The 15,938-nt window shown below is 42.6% G+C and carries 12 protein-coding genes and 1 pseudogene; 9 read left to right on the top strand and 4 right to left on the bottom strand.

Annotated features, from left to right (window positions below; all coding sequences use genetic code 11):
- Window positions 1-276: 276 nt before the first annotated feature.
- Entirely contained in the window at window positions 277-3,315 is a 3,039-nt protein-coding gene (locus ACM0OW_RS23425) for a DUF3987 domain-containing protein (protein WP_414552815.1), read from the top strand.
- A gap of 568 nt (window positions 3,316-3,883) precedes the next feature.
- Here ACM0OW_RS23425 and ACM0OW_RS23420 read toward each other — a convergent pair.
- Both ACM0OW_RS23420 and ACM0OW_RS23415 read right to left on the bottom strand, forming a co-directional pair.
- A complete protein-coding gene (locus ACM0OW_RS23420) occupies window positions 3,884-5,122 on the bottom strand; it encodes a ParM/StbA family protein (RefSeq protein WP_414552813.1) in 1,239 nt (412 codons plus the stop codon).
- Between the two features lie 13 nt (window positions 5,123-5,135).
- On the bottom strand, window positions 5,136-5,645 hold the full coding sequence (locus ACM0OW_RS23415; protein WP_414552811.1) for a hypothetical protein: 510 nt from the start codon (window positions 5,643-5,645) through the stop codon (window positions 5,136-5,138).
- A gap of 1,243 nt (window positions 5,646-6,888) precedes the next feature.
- Between ACM0OW_RS23415 and mobV the strand changes: the two genes are divergently transcribed.
- Window positions 6,889-8,778, top strand: a complete 1,890-nt coding sequence (gene mobV / locus ACM0OW_RS23410; RefSeq protein WP_414552810.1) for a MobV family relaxase — start codon at window positions 6,889-6,891, stop codon at window positions 8,776-8,778.
- An 82-nt stretch (window positions 8,779-8,860) separates the two neighbouring features.
- Here mobV and ACM0OW_RS23405 read toward each other — a convergent pair whose 3' ends face one another.
- Window positions 8,861-9,424 carry a hypothetical protein gene (locus tag ACM0OW_RS23405; RefSeq protein WP_414552808.1) on the bottom strand — a complete coding sequence of 188 codons (564 nt, stop codon included), beginning with the start codon at window positions 9,422-9,424 and terminating at the stop codon, window positions 8,861-8,863.
- 290 nt (window positions 9,425-9,714) lie between these two features.
- Here ACM0OW_RS23405 and ACM0OW_RS23400 point away from each other — a divergent pair, with 290 nt between their 5' ends.
- From ACM0OW_RS23400 to ACM0OW_RS23370, 7 genes are all read left to right on the top strand, one after another.
- Entirely contained in the window at window positions 9,715-10,188 is a 474-nt protein-coding gene (locus ACM0OW_RS23400) for a shikimate kinase (protein WP_414552806.1), read from the top strand.
- A gap of 149 nt (window positions 10,189-10,337) precedes the next feature.
- Entirely contained in the window at window positions 10,338-10,472 is a 135-nt protein-coding gene (locus ACM0OW_RS23395; RefSeq protein ID WP_414552805.1) for a hypothetical protein, read from the top strand.
- A gap of 799 nt (window positions 10,473-11,271) precedes the next feature.
- Window positions 11,272-12,138 carry a hypothetical protein gene (locus ACM0OW_RS23390; protein ID WP_414552803.1) on the top strand — a complete coding sequence of 289 codons (867 nt, stop codon included), beginning with the start codon at window positions 11,272-11,274 and terminating at the stop codon, window positions 12,136-12,138.
- The gene (locus ACM0OW_RS23385) at window positions 12,135-12,653 is read left to right on the top strand and encodes a hypothetical protein (RefSeq protein WP_414552801.1); all 519 of its coding nucleotides are present in this window, start codon (window positions 12,135-12,137) and stop codon (window positions 12,651-12,653) included. The genes ACM0OW_RS23390 and ACM0OW_RS23385 overlap by 4 nt, the downstream gene beginning before the upstream one ends.
- A gap of 60 nt (window positions 12,654-12,713) precedes the next feature.
- Entirely contained in the window at window positions 12,714-13,124 is a 411-nt protein-coding gene (locus ACM0OW_RS23380; protein ID WP_414552799.1) for a type II toxin-antitoxin system RelE/ParE family toxin, read from the top strand.
- Window positions 13,121-13,471 (top strand): helix-turn-helix domain-containing protein, encoded by a 351-nt coding sequence (locus ACM0OW_RS23375; RefSeq protein WP_414528449.1) that lies wholly within the window; start codon window positions 13,121-13,123, stop codon window positions 13,469-13,471. Before ACM0OW_RS23380 ends, ACM0OW_RS23375 begins: the two co-directional genes overlap by 4 nt.
- An 86-nt stretch (window positions 13,472-13,557) precedes the next feature.
- Entirely contained in the window at window positions 13,558-14,055 is a 498-nt protein-coding gene (locus tag ACM0OW_RS23370) for a helix-turn-helix domain-containing protein (RefSeq protein ID WP_414552798.1), read from the top strand.
- A 152-nt stretch (window positions 14,056-14,207) separates the two neighbouring features.
- Here ACM0OW_RS23370 and ACM0OW_RS23365 read toward each other — a convergent pair.
- Window positions 14,208-15,938: pseudogene (locus ACM0OW_RS23365) on the bottom strand (hypothetical protein); the annotation flags it as partial.

Raw genomic sequence — 15,938 nt, 5'->3', positions numbered from 1 at the left:
TTAACCTTTTTTTTCAGGCAAGGAGGCAATGGCAAGGCTCTACAGAGTAATTAAATTGATGTTTTTGTCCGTAGCTCAATGACAAAACCCGCTCGACCGGGAAGTTAAGCGGGTTCTGTTATTTGAATATTCATAACGCGGGTAGGTAACTCCGAACTGAAAATGTCGTGCAAGACTTTTCGGAACCGCGATCGCATTTCTATCTTAACCAGTTATGCGCTCGTGTTGCAATCAGGAGTTACCCGGATTTATCAAGAAAATTCGGAGTAATAAAAAGTGCATACTACAAAAATCAATCCAACGACCGCATCACGCCTAATTTCCGGCTTACAACAAATTCCTGGTAACTGGGCATTGACCCCGGTTACAGACAATAAGCGCCCTTATCGTGAGAACTGGCAAAGAGAAACAGCACTAACACAGCAGGCGCTGATTAAAGAACTGCAATCAGGCAAAGCCTTTGGCTACGGTATCCGCACAGGTGAAGTATCAGGCGGAATTTTAGCCATTGATGCGGATGGTCACGCAGCAGAAGCACTCCTACAAAAACTTTCTGATGGCGACTTACCCGACACAGTAATTTTTAGCTCTGGCAAAGCAGGCCGCAGACAATTACTTTACTTTGTCACAGAGGAATACTGGCAACTAATAAAAACAGTCAAGCTCAAAACTGGAGTCAAGGACGATGACGGTAAAGAGCAGTTACTAGAATTTCGCTGGAATGGGCTGCAAAGCGTACTCCCCCCATCTGTACACCCACAAACAGGTAGTTATCATTGGGTGCGATCGCCCCAGGATATTGAGGTGGCCAAATGTCCCAACTGGGTAATTGAGTTGATGCTGAACCATCAGCAGCCCACAAGAGCGCCCGCACCAACTCCAAAACCTCAAACACCAACTGTGATTGGTAGCCCGCCCTTAGAAATTTTCTTGGGTAAGGATGACCGCGCCTTAATTGAGCATGGCACAGGCGACGGTGGACGCAACATGGCAGCCCAGAAACTGAGCCTGAACCTGATTGCTACATCTCGTCGCCTCCATGAATTAGGAATTGACCATCTGGACTTACCAAGGGTTTTGTACGATGTGTTCTGCGATCGCTGCACACCGCCACTCAGTTCACAGGAGCGCGAAGGTTGGTGGAGAAAAGCCGACGCGATCGCCAAGGGTCCCAGCCTCGATGATCAAAAGCTACAAGGATGTTACGCAGCTTGGATGAAAAAGTATCAAAATCATATCAGTACAACATCTGACTTAAGTAGAAAATCTATTGTCTACGTAGACAATGGCTTATTGTCTACGCCATTGTCTACACCCAATGTTGATAACGAGAGCATGATTCAGGCTATTGTCGGCAATGTCTACACCATTATCGAGTCTAATTATTCAGAATTTTTTGAACGTCAAAAACTTAACTCACTTTATCATCAGTATAAAGACAGAGTTGACCGGAAATTGTTTGAAAGCATTGTTTCCAGTCAACGAGTAAAAGTGAATGAAGTATTACCAGAAGACGAAATCCGGCTGAAATCCTTAATGGATTACAGCCAAACTCGGATTAACTGGGATGAAGTATTACCCGCGCCCCTAGCCCGCGACATCAAGCATGATGCGGAAAAACTGAATATTGACCCTGTGATGATTTGGCAGGCTTTGTTGCCCGCCGTATCCTCATTAGCAGGGACGTTTACACTGGATGAGTATGGTGGTATCCCTGCGATTAACTGGACTTGCACCGTTATGCCGAGTGGCGGCGGTAAAACCCGTGCTGACAGCCTTGTTTTTGGCCCGCTAAGGAAGATGCAGCTACGTGCCGACGCGGATTATAAGGAAAAAGCTAAAGATTACAAGCGAGCGATCGTGCAGTATGAAAAAGCTGGGGACTTTGAAGCCACAGAACCAGAAAAGCCAGGGTTAAGAAAGTACCTGTTTGAAGTAGCCACAATTCAATCAGTCCTCAAACGCCTGTCAGAACAAGGGAACCACGGTTCATTATGGGCGCGGGATGAATTTAAAGGGCTGTTTAGTTCTCTAAATCAGTTTTCCGGCAGTGAAACTGAGGCCACGGAATTAGTGCTGAAGCTTTGGGACAACAAACCAACATTTGTTGACCGCGCCGATATTGAAAACAGTTATAGCATTGCTGGCACAGCAGTATCACTGGCTGGTGGCATCCAGAATGATGTTTTCCGCAAAGTTTTTAAAGACGCTAATGACGGGAATGGGATGCAAGCCCGTTTCTTGTTTGCAGTACCCGAACAACGTAAGAAAAAGTATGTTCCTGGGGCTTACTGCCGGCTAAAAGACCGTCTGCCCGTACTTTATGAGTGGCTGGACAATTTAACCCAAGAGACAGTCCAAATAGCGCCAGATGCTCAGAAATATTTTGCCAAAATTGTTGACAGTATCGGCGACCAAATCGAGCAGATTTCTCATGCTGGTATCCGCACCTGGATGAACAAGCTTGATACTCATATCCTGCGGATAGCGCTGGCTTTACACCTGATTGAGTGTTTTTACAGCCCATCTACCACTGACATCAAAACACTGTCCCTAGCCACCTTAAAACGGGCTGTCACCTTCGCCCAGTACTATCGCAGCGCCTTTCATATCTTGCAGGAAAAAATTAGCACCAGCGATGACATTGCATCAATTATGTTGCAAATTCACGCTGCGGCACTGAGTAAGCATCCTGATGGGATCAGCGCCCGTGATGTTTATAAAGATTCTCGCCCCATTCAAAACCGCGCTAAGGCGGCTCTTAGAGAAGCGGGGGCTTACGTTGCTGACCTATTTGAAAAAATGGCTCAAATGGGTTATGGGTCAGTTGTACGTAAAGGACGCTCTGTAAGATTTATTGCATTTCAAAAACCAAACTTTGAAAAAGGCTTTAATGATGTAGACAATGTAGACAATAGCCCAGAATGCTACCAAGAAACCTGTTATAGCGAGGATAAAGATTGTCTACACGACCGTAGACAATCGGGTATTGTCTACGTAGACAATCAAAATAATACTGAAGCACTGACAGATATCCAGTGTCAAGAATCACAATCAAATTCCACTGAAGCACTAACAGATATACAGTGTCAAAAATCACAATCAAATTCCACTGAAGCACTAACAGATATACAGTGCCAAAAATCACAATCAAATTCCACAGTGGATCTAATTGGTAAAACAGTGACGATTACTGCTGGAGGACGCTTTGATGGGTTGTCAGGTGAGGTGATTGCTTTTGATGGGGAACAATGCAGGGTGATTGCAGACGGCAGAGAATTGTGGTTTGCACCCGAATATCTGAGCGTCACTTAATTTTGGATTTACGATTTTGGATTAACCTCTCCTTATAAAGAAGAGGCTTAAACATGGAAAACTTTTTGTTTTTCTTCTGCGTGAATCCAGAGGCTTGAGACCAAATATTTTAGATTTCAGATTTTCATTTAATCCAAAATTTAAAATCAAAAATCAAAAATGGCTTCGGTCAAGAGTTGATGCTTGCGGCGGACTCACCGCCATTGTTAAGTAGTCATGCAAAATAAATTGCACATCTAATTTACCTTTGTTGCTTATCCAGCATAGGATACAGGATTTTCAAATAGGCAATTAATTTTGCACAGGTACTTAACAACCCACATTCAGCAAGAGTAAATATACTCAAAACATTCTTAAGAGCAGGTTGTTTTGTCAAAAAAATAATTTCATAAAACAGCTAAAACCCAATCAAAATAGACATTTAACGTTTTTTGTGATCTAAGGAGGTGTTCAAAGAATTTAATCTCAAACCAACTAATTTATTGACAATAGTATCAATAAGCTTGATTTGCCGTTAGGTAGAGCAGCGATCGCTGTAATATAGAATTGAGCGTCATTGGCTGAAAAATCACACCCCTTCGTGCATGGGCATAAAACCCTGTTGAATCCATACTTCTTCGGGAACCTTGCCATTGTAGTAAGTTGGCTGGTTATCGGTTGGGACTAAAGTTTTTCCTTGACGATCATGACCCAAATTTTTGTCCAACATTTTAATGTGGCTAATATGACTTGTCCAAACATCAGTTACTCTATCCCCCAAATCAAGAGTATCTAACTTCTTTGGAATTGACACATTGCCATTCCAAACAATCGGTATGCCCTCATTCTCAAAATGTTCAGTCAACTCTTGTCGAACAAACTCAGTTGTCCCACCACAAATCACAATCTCATCCAAGTCAGCAATATTTCTGATCCATCTAAGTAAAGCAAGACAATACTCGTCCCGCACATCTGGCAATACCTTTTGAAATAACTTCAAATCCAACTCTATACCAGACTCAGTAGTTTTACGTGATAAAGCACGTAGGTCATCAAAATCGCCCTTACCTGCTGCCAATAAAGCCCAAATCAAACGTGAATCATATTTGGATAAACCAACAGCAGTACGTTCAACAAACTGTTCTAACAACCAATTCATGCCCAACTGGGTAGACTCTGCCAGAGACGGATTGCCCTTTGCCGAAAGGTAAAAACTGGCATTCCGATACCCCAACATCAGCATCCCAATATTCTTTTGAAAATATTTATCTTGGATACTACGGCGACGGTACGCCATAATTCCAGACCCTTCAACAGAAACATCAAAATTACGTAACTTAGCTTTTAGCTTCCCCGTAGGCGTAAATATTCCGGTTTTTAAAACTTGTTTAAGCTCTTGTGCCAAGTATTCACCATCATTTAACTCCCCTGGAGGCAATAAAAGTTTTACGAAAACCTCATTAGGAGAATCAAAGTTAAATTTGCGACAAGCCAGCCATAACATCCCAACAATTTTCGGTAGCGCATACTGATACTTTAAATCTCGTATCGCCGCCGTTCCCGCAAACATAGTTTTTGCTAAAGTGCCTAATATATAGTATTTTTCGCCAATTCCCAACCAAGTGGTGTTGCCCTGAAAAACTTGATTTTGTTGAATCAATCGCTCAATTGAACCTTTGCTCACATCTGCAACTTCTGGGGACATTGCCAATACTATAGGTATACCATCTGGATATATTTGTGCGATCGCTTTGGTTTGACTGCCTCCCAAATCACAAGTCAAGACCAGCTTCAAGACATTTTTTGATTTATTTTGCTTTTCAGTCATGGTTTTCTCTAGTTTATTGTCCGAAACCTATGATTCGATTAGCGTCTCTCTCTTCTTCAGTCTGTGGTAGATTCATTAATTCCCAATCGTCATCGTCATCCCAATTATCATCAGCCTTATCCTCATTATTGGTTTGAGCATTTTTATGACCGTTGTTATTTATTTCTTGATTATCTAAAATCATCCCCCAGGTAGATGCGTTATCGTTTGATGTTGTTTTGGATGTCTGATGAGTAACTATTGGTATGGTGTGAACAGGGTCAGGAGCAATGCCACAAATTCGCCGGATGTTACTGATTTGTGCTTCTAATTTAGCGATCGCCTGAATGCCAATCTGCCTCATTTTCTCCCCACGTACACCCTCATCGAACAGTGCCAAAGGCAACCAATGTGCTTTGAGAGTAGACATAACTAACTCAGAAAAATCCAGTTCCTCATGCAGTGGAGCATTTTTTAAATAGCTAATTATCCTGCCATCTAAACTTTCGGGATTGCGTCTGATTACAATTGTTTCTTTCCTCATACCATTTATCTTCTTCTGGAAAGTTCTACTTGCAGTGATACAGATATTTAAAATATTCCCTGAAAACAATTTATCGTATCTTTCTACATATTTCCAACTAGAACTGCTATTTGATTTTGGTTGCCTCTGAGATGCGCTTACAAGATTTAGTACACATCTATCTATCATCTATCTGAGATTTTCTCTGACCCGTGTGCGTTCAGAGTAGCCTGACCACGCCAGTGAATTTACCAAATCAAATCAGATTGTTATCTCGTGAGACTTCCCAAAAGTAAAAGCTGAAAATTAAATTGAGAATTTTTCAGCCACCAAAAATTTTCGCTTGCATTTGCAACAGCCAAATAAAAATCAAATAAAAACTAAATAAAATCCAAAAAAAAATAATTGGCTTCAAAAACTCAACTATTTATATAGAGTAACAGTAGATTCCCCGTATAAATATAGCATCTTAGAATACATTTACTCAACAGCTAGATGTAGTGATGCTTTATGCCCAGAAAATCACCTACTAGCTAGCTGTCGTGCCATATAACCAGCACTCCTACATGATTCTACGATTCTTGATAATTACCTAACAGCTAGTTATAAAGCCATAATTTACCTAAAACATGACTTACCAGCTAGCTGTAAATCTGTATTCTCAACAAACTAGAAATTATTGAGAATCTAATAATACATTGATGTTGCAAAAGTAATTCAAAAAACTGATCACAAATTATTCTGTAGTCCTTTATGCTACTTCTAGTTACAAAAGAGTTGTGTCATCCTTTGAAAAAAGTTGAGTGAATCCGAAACACCCCTGACGATTATCAATAATTTACCATTGTTGAGAATATAGTAAGCCAAAACCCTTGTAATTACGTTGATTTAGCCAGTTTAAACTCAAAAGTTACCCAGGCATTTTTGATAGGAATTTCAGGTAAAGATTGACTCAGAAACACCATTTTTCTAGTGATTAACTGTTAATAATCAACCTCTGCCAGTGTCAGATGAATTGATTATCCTTAAAAACCTGTAAATTTACCATTGAATAGGGATTTTGTTATACTTGTAAGGGACGCATTTGTATCCAATCCAGGACTATCACCATCCCATGAGTGTCAGGTGCAATTTAATAGAACTGTACTCACTACAGTTCTATAATCTACGGGTGAGATTTCCGTCCCGTTCATGCTCGCCCAGAGACAACCCACAATTACCCTTTGGGGCATGAAAACTGGAGTAAATATACAACTGAGAACAGATGGCAGGTTTAGCAATTTTACGCGTGGTAAAGCTGAAATCTTTTGGCAATGTGGGGGGTAGTGAAGCCCATACTGCCAGACTTCAAGAAACTGCTAATGCTGACCCACAAAAAACAAATATCAGGTTGATTGGGGACATTGACCATCCCTTGGAGGAAATTGTCAAACTCAAAATTAAGTCTTGCACAAAACACAAGCCCCGCAAAGATGCCGTGTTGTGTAGCGAGATGTTTTTGAGTGCCAGCCCAGAATATTTTCGCCCACACAATCCATCACTAGCGGGAGAATGGAATCAGCAACGATTGAGGAATTTTGCTAACACCTCTAAGAACTGGCTTATTGAAAACTACGGGGATAAATGCGTAAGAGCAGAATTACACCTGGATGAAGCCACTCCCCACATTCACGCTTACATAGTGCCGATTGACGAAAAAGCCCATCTTCTCAGTCATTACAAAATGTTTGGCGGTTCACCTAAAGAGTGCAGAATCAAGTTATCTAAATTGCAGGATAGTTATGCTCAAGCTCTTGCACCATTGGGTATTGAACGAGGGGTCAAAGGCAGTAAAGCCACCCACACTAAAGTTAAGGAATATTACCAAGCCGTAAATAGTCAACCTTTGACTTTAGAACTTGAAAGATTAGAACCCATATTGGGAGAAACAGCACAGCGATTCTATACCCGGATTAAGGCTGACCCAGCGATACAAGCACTCGATCATCAATTAGCGGATCGTCAACGCGCCATTGAACATGAGCAACGATCTGTTCAAAATGCGATCGCCAGCGAAAAACTCCGGCAACAACTCGAAGCAGAAGTTGTCAAGTTACAGCAGCAGACAGAAAAACTACACGACTTGCCCCTGGAGGATGTAGCTTGGCAGTTGGGGTTAGACCGTGACTATAACCAGCCGGGGATATGGAAGGGTCTCGGACACATCATCAATATCAATGATTCCAAATTTTATGAGTTTACTCCAATCAAAGCAGGGGGAGTTGGGGCAGAGGTGCAGCAGGAAGAGAAAGAATTATTTTCCAACAATGCCCTATCCTCAAATGCTTCCCCTCGTCTGTTCAACGGTAGTAGCGCAATTGAATTAGTAATACACGTTAACCAATGTAATGATCAGCAAGCTTACAAATGGCTGCATGATAGCTTTGGTAAACAAGGGGTCGAAAGGGCAATCATCGCCCAATTTCGGAAATTAGCTACTGAAATTGCACAGTTTGAACCAAGACCCAAGTTTGTACCCCCAGCACCGGATGAGCGTCAATGGTGTAAAGTCGAAGATTATCTCACTCAGGAACGAGGATTACTACCCAGTTTTCTGCAAGCTGTTCATGAGCAAGGTTTAATTTACGCTGATGAGAAACAAAACGCCGTGTTCTTAATGCGGAATCTAGATGGTGAAACCACTGGTGCATTTTTAAACGTAACAGAAGGGGAAGATAACAGCTTTGAGGGATATGTGAAAGGAACCAAGCGAACTGATGGGTGGTTTCATTTAAAACTGGGAGGAGAACCAAAAGGCGAAATTGAAAAAGTAGTATTGTGTCAATCCCCCATTGAGGCACTGTCATTTGCCACTCTAGAAATGGAAGTTGAGCAAGGAATACCCAAAACCAGGACAATGTACATGGCAGTGGATAGCCCCAAAAGTCTGCCTGTAGAATTTCTGCAAACAGTTCCCGCAGTAGAAGTGGCTTATGACAATGATCCTGCCGGGAGTGAGACTGCACGAATGATCATGGAACAGTTACATCATGCCATGCGAGTTAAACCCAAAGGCAAAGATTGGAATGAGACGCTGTGTGCATGGAGAAAGTACCAAGAGCAACAGAGGCGCACTCAGCAGCACCAGCCGCCGGGGCAGGAACTGGAATTTTGAACCAATTTATGTGCTTCCCCGGAGGGGTACGCCGAAGGTATCGCGTACAGCGCTGCTGCTCCCGCAAATGGTGGTGGCTAGTTTACTTAATCGGATGGAAGAGTCCATCGTCACCAAAACGCCACCCAACAGAACCAGGATCTTTCGACCTGCACCATCTTTCAAAGTCCTTAGAACTCTGATTATTTCGTTCTCGCTCTAAAGTAGCTAAATCCACACCCAATCTTTTAGCCAGATTTACCCCCTGATACGCTTGCAGTTCTAACTGCGGTGGATGATATTGGTAGGACTGCCTTCTTTGAGGAGTTGCAGAACGCTGTCCAAGTAAAGAAATAGCTCCTTCAATTTGTGCCAACCTCAAAGATATGGCTTCGGTCTTTTGCTCCAATAGTGAAAGTCTTTGTTTTGAACTATCTTCTACACCAGCATCTTGTCCATTGGCCATTTGAGTCAAAAATACTTCGATATGGTGTAGACGAGTTTCTACACTTGTTTCTGTGCCAGGAACTTGCCCCAGGATATGATGCAAGCCTTGAATCACTAAATCGGTAGCCGTAGTTTTACGTTCTCGTGCAGCTTTGCGGAGTGCATTGGTGAGGGTTTTGGGGAGTTTAAAGTTAATTGATTCGCGTTCTGTGTTAGCCATCTCTATACCACGTATATACCCTAGTACAGACAGTTTAAACCATTGACCAAGCCTGTTTGGGGCGAGTGTTGGGTGTGGGGGAGAGCGATTTTTTCGGGGGAGATGGGACTGGCAACGAGTTAAGATGACACACACGAGCAAATTTATACCTCTGTCATGAGGTACTTACTGGCAGAGGTAGAAGCAGTCTTAATCACCTCTTCAACTTTTGACTAAATTTATGTAATTAATAATTTAAGCTGTTTGGAAAATTAGAAATCATTCGGCTGCATCTTAATTAAATCACCACAATGTATCGAATTTTAATATTTGGCAATTCCGGTTCTGGAAAAACTACTCTTGCAAATAAACTTGGTAAAGACTTCAGTATCCCAATTCTTGATCTCGATACTATCGTCTGGGAACCAAACCAAATTGCCATACGGCGTTCTCAAAAAGATTCAACAAAGGATCTACGAGACTTTATAGAAAATAATCCGTATTGGGTAATTGAAGGCTGCTACAGCACGCTAATTAAAGCTGCTATCGAATTCTCGACGGAAATCTATTTCCTAAATCCCGGTATTAGTAAATGTCTTGAAAATAACCGCAATCGTCCTTGGGAGCCGCACAAATTCAAATCAATCGAGGAGCAGGCACAAACATTCGAGTTTCTCCAGAATTGGATTCAACAATATGAAGAACGCGATGATGAATTCGGGTATTCATCCCATCGCTCAATATTTCATCAATATAATGGCAGAAAGCATGAAATTATCACATGAGCCAATCGTGCCGAATTAGCTAGTACCTCTCGGCGTAAATACGCCTACCTTTAAACCCCAAAATCTCAGATGCGCGACAGACACCTTTAGTGGATATGTGAAAGGAAGCAAGCGAACTGATGGGTGGTTCTATTTAAAACTAGGAGGAAATGGAACAGTTACATCACGCCATGCGAGTGAAACCCAAAGGCAAAGATTGGAATTATACCCTGTGTGCATGGAGAAAGTACCAAGAGCAACAGAGGCTTGACCAGCAGCAGCCGGGGCAAGAACTGGAATTTTGAACCAATTTATGATAAATAATGGTATAAAACTTCAAAACATGGTTAAGCGATCGCCTCCGGCACAATGAAACGGCATCGCCTCTGGCACTGCACACCGCGCGATACGCCTAAAGGCGTTAGCTTTGCTATCGCCTCCATTGAATTGTTAAATTTTTCACTTTTTTATCCCCAAATAAACGACGATTAACGAAATCATCAGGGTTTGAGGGCAAGGTCTAATACTTTAGTACGAGGGAAAGATAGTAATAAAGTTGATTGCTTTTTTGAAAAAAGAAAGTCCATAGTGGTGACATACCAATTGCGAAGAAATACCGAGCAATATGCAGACATACTTTGGAGAAGAAGTCACAACCAGATGGAAAAGCAATCTGCTTACCAGTCAAAAAGAAGGGTTTGGGGTATGGGGTGTAGGGTGTAGGGTAATTGATGGGGACTTTAACCCACCATCAATTAAAGACCAACATCTGCGATTTAGTAGGGTTTTGAACCTTATTGGTTTCGGAACAGGGTGTACAAAAGTACACTTTTCTCTTCACCCCCCTACACCTCACACCCTAGTTTTGCCAGTCATGCCCCTTTCAATAACCGTATTTACTACCGCATCTATTAATACTTGCTGGTGATTTCGCATAATTGTTGCAAATACACAAATCTTGCTTTGGCTTTGTATATTTGCAAACTGATATCTAACCACAAGGGTAGTTACCCCTGTTTTGTGCTGCCTAAATACCGAGAAACAAGCTCCCCAAGCATTTGCGCTGATTGGGGACTCATTAACTAGCCTATGGAAGCTACTCGTATGATACCGAAACCTGAAAGAGATGCCAACGGAAAAGTTAAAGGTGAGTTTTACCCACTCCAAAAAGCGGAACTGATAGCACTACACAAAGCCAAGCTGATTAATAATGCGGCATTTGTGCATTTGGCGCTGCGTTCTGAAAATCCTTACTGCGACCGCCCCATTGAAATTTTCCCTCAAAAATTAGCCCTGCGTTGGCAGATTCCCCAAAGTAGTGTTTATGAAGCCCTTGCCAAGCTCAAAGACCAGGGGGTGATTTCAATTAATAGTGGCAAGATCATCATTGAATTTTGTCAACAAGATTCAACTATTGATTCTCAACAACAGCAAGATTCTGAGAATCCAGAATCCATTCCGGAATCCCAGAAAATATTCCAAAATCCCAGAATGGATTCTGACATCCCAGAAAATATTCTGAAATTCCAGAATGAATTCCGAAATCCCAGAATAGATTCTGACATCCCAGAAAATCAACCTCTAGAACCTGCTCAGAGTAAAGGTTCCAACTTCCTTCAGACTATTCAGACTTATTCAGACTTTACAGACTCTCTCTCAGAAGCAGAGAGAGAGGAATTTTGGATATTTGGGGAACAGAAGGCCAAGCAGTTACCAAATCCCCCTACACTTACCCGACGTTGGATAGAGATGAACTGGCAGGAATTATCACGCCAGTGGTACAAGTCCAAGGGGAAAACGCCCCCGGCGCAAAACAGTAAATGGGAGAATGACCCGCGCACCCGTGACTGGCTGGCAATTATTGAGGAGACAGCCAACCCCTTACAGTTCATCGCAGGCGATTCAGAAAAGTATGAATTTGTGAAATGGTGCCGGGAGACAAAGCAATTTAGCTGGTTGAGGGAGGAATGATGATTGAAGATTTTCCACAATTTGAGCCGTTACCAGTCCGTGCAGAACAGGAGACAGGGGATAAGGAAATTTGGCAGCCATCTTGGAAGTGCTATTGCTGCCAGGATACTGGCAAGATTCAGCCGCACTTAGTCAGGTTAGTTGTTCCCAATTATGACTATAACCGCGATCGCATTCCTATCTGTCAGCTGTGCGAATGTGGCGATAAACTTTACCATTTAAATCAGTTGGGTGTAATTGATACTCGGTTTGAATTGTTACTCTGTAAAAAGCTGGATGCGATCGCTCGTGACCAATGGCGAGTGACTACACAAAAGCAGTTTGAAATCATGAAAAAGCGGGTAGATATAGCATCTAGTGAAATTGCCAAAACCCATAGTTTGACCAAGGGCGATGGACTACGCTCTGCCGGAGGTAATCGCATAGACAACGATAACCGCGAAGTACAGCAGCGAAAGGCTGAAATTGAGGCAATCAGTCCCAAGCAATGGGCAGTGTTTAACTCAAAGCTTTAAGGCTGTTGAATAAGAGTGAAAAGCTATGATAACATTAGCGTTATCAGAAGAGTCAATTAAGTGAGTGAGTGGAAAGTTGAGTTTTATCAGTTTGCCAATGAGGAATCTCCAGTACTAGATTGGTTTAAAGAACAGGATGCAAAGGTAAAAGCTAGGCTTGGTCATATTTTTGACCTTTTAAAGGAACAAGGGGTAGCTGTAGGAGAGCCACACGTCAAGCATCTTGAGGACAAGCTTTATGAAATTCGAGCAGAACAAGACACAAACATCTATCGCGTAATTTATTTCGCCTACACTGGCAAGCAGTTCATCTTGCTTCACGGGTTTCAAAAAAAAACTCAAAAGACCCCCAGAAAAGAGTTGAAATTGGCTAAAGAACGAATGAAGGACTTTGTAGAACGAGAGAAAATTCAACAAGAAAAGGCTTCTCTTTTAAAAGGCAATAAAACCAAGAAGAGTAAAAAACAATGACGAATAACACAATTTCCTGGGATTCTATCCGTGATGAAGTCCTAGCAGATCCAGAGGTAAAAGCTGAATATGAAGCACTGGAAACGGAATTCCAGTTTGCAAGGCGAGTAATTGCTCTGAGAAAAGCTAGTGGCTTAAATCAACGTGATTTTGCTGAGTTGGTTGGTATTCAACAACCACAGCTAGCTCGGATTGAATCTGGTAAACAGGTTCCTAAATTTGAAACTTTAGCTAAACTGGCTTCGGGGGCTGGTTACGCTGTTGAAATTCGTTTTGTACCTACTAAAGGAAAGCGGCGACAAAAAGTCCAACCTTTGACGATTCCTGCTAAGGAGCTAAGGAGTTAGTTTAGCCCGCTACCCCATCATGTTCTAACCCCGCCAAAAACCGCCAGATGGCATGATATAATTTGGCGATATTTGGCGTTAATCTCATGAACAAACAGGAAGCAGCAGATTTTCTTGGTGTCAGTGTTCGAGCGCTAGAGCGCTATGTACAACAGGGGCGAATCAGCGTTAAGTATGAGAAAGGAAAAACTCGCCCGACTGCAAACTTTGACTCCTCCGAACTGGAAGCATTTAAGGAAGAATTAAACCAACCGACTGTAAAACCTGCCTTTGAATCTCGCCAAATTGCGACAGAGCATCAGCCAGGAACAGAAAAACTGGTGAAAACCTCTGGCGAGATTGGTGTAATTGATAAGCTCTCATCAATCATTGAAGGGCTGCTGAGTACGAATGACAATCAGCCCAAAGTACCAGTAGCCGATAAGTTACTGTTGTCGATGGCAGAGGCACAGGCGTTAACTGGTTTGTCTAGAGAATTTCTCAAGGATGCGATCGCAGCTTCGGAACTAAAAGCCAAAGTGATTGGTAAAGGTTGGCGAATAAAACGCAGTGACCTGGATGAGTACATTAATCAGCTATTCTGAATCTCGCCAAATTGCGACAGTATAAAACTCGCCAAGAGGATAGAGGTAGTATCAGCCTTTGAAACAGTGGCGAGTTTTGGCGAGATGAAAAATGACACCAATTACACGAAATGGCACTTTCGTTAACTGTTCCTGTTAACAAGGATTTTTGTTTAAGCCCACCATCGCGCTACATCCTGTATGGCACAATTGACTTCTGCTATTGTGGACTGACCTCCTAACGCAAAGATAACTGGAACTAATTCTTTTATATCTTGCAGTAAATTCTGGCGATTATGGAGAGATAGCTCATGAAGTGTCTGTTGCCAGTTAGGGAAAAGTAATGTTTTTGTCATTATAGATAAAGGTAGAGCTAAGGCTGCTAGAGCCTGGATGCGACTTGACTCATTTTCAATTTTTCTGGCTGTCGCCAGTGCTTCTGGCAGTAATTCTGGTGGCAGTTTGTTGGCTAAGGCTGCTAGAGCCTGGGCGCGGCTTGACTCATTCTCAATTTGTTTAGCCGCAGCAAAAGCTTCTGGTAATAGCTTTGGTGGCAATTTGTCGACTAGGGTATATAAGGCATTGGCGCGACTCTGCCCATCTTGAATCTGTTTGATAATGTCCAGTGCTTCTGGCAGCAATTCTGGTGGCAGTTTGTCGGCTAAGGCTATTAGGATATTGGCGCAACTTGACTCATTCTCAATTTGTTTAGCCGCAGCCAGAGCTTCTGGTAATAATTCTGGCAGTTTGTCAGCTAAGGCTGCTAGTGTGCGGGCGCGATACTCCTCATTCTGAATTTGTCTAGTCGCAGCCAGTGCTTGTGGCAGCAATTCTGTTGGTAGTTTGTCAGCTAAGTCTGCTAGACCCTGGGCGCGACTGAATTCATCTTGAATCTGTTCGACGGCAACCAGTGCTTCTGGTAATACCGTTGAATATTTATCTGCTAAAATTCTTAGGGCTTGGGAACGACTCCGCCTATCTTGAATCTGTTTGATGGTGTCCAGTGTTTTTGGTAACAGGTCTGGTAGTTTTTTGGTTAAAATACTTAGGATATAGATGTAACCCCACTCATCTTGAGTCTGTTTGATGGTGTCCAGTGCTTCGCGTAATAAATTTGGCGGCAGTTTGTCAGCTAGGACTTTTAGTGCATTGGCGCGATACTCTTCATTCCGAATTTCTTTGGCAGCAGCCAGTGCTTCGCGTAATAAATTTGGTGGCAGTTTGCTGGCTAAGGCAGTTAAGAGATTGAAGCGATTTGACCCATCTTGAAAATGCTTGGCGGCAGCCAGTGCTTCTGGTAATACTTTGGGTAGTTTGTTAGCTAAGGCAGTTAGGAGATTAACGCGACTTGACTCATCTCTAATCTGTGTGGCAGCAGTCAGTGCTTCTGGTAATAACCCTGGCAGTTTGTCGGCTAAGGCTATTAGGACATCGGCACGACTTGACTCATTCTGAATTTGTTTAGCAGCAGCCAGTGCTTCTAGTAATAAATCTGGTGGTAGTTTGTCGGCTAAGGCTGTTAGTGCAAAGGTGCGACTTGACTCATCTCTAATCTGTGTGGCAGCAGTCAGTGCTTCTGGTAATAATCCTGGCAGTTTGTCGGACAAGGCTGCTAGTGCGCGGGCGCGACTGAACTCATCTTGAATCTGTTCAGCAGCAACCAGTGCTTGCGGTAATAACTCTGGTGGCACTTTGTCGGACAAGGCTATTAGGAAATTGGCACGAATTGACTCATTCTGAATTTGTTTGGCGGCAGCCAGTGCTTTTGGTAATACTTCGGGTAGTTTGTTAGCTAAGGCAGTTAGGACATTGGCGCGACTAAACTCATTTTGAATCTGTTCAGCCGCAACCAGTGCTTCTGGTAGTAATTCTGGTGGCAGTCTATTAGCTAAAGCTGCTAGGGC

Source organism: Anabaena sp. CCY 0017, assembly GCF_963920885.1.
Lineage (GTDB): Bacteria > Cyanobacteriota > Cyanobacteriia > Cyanobacteriales > Nostocaceae > Nodularia.
This window is presented reverse-complemented; position numbering and strand designations above follow the sequence as displayed.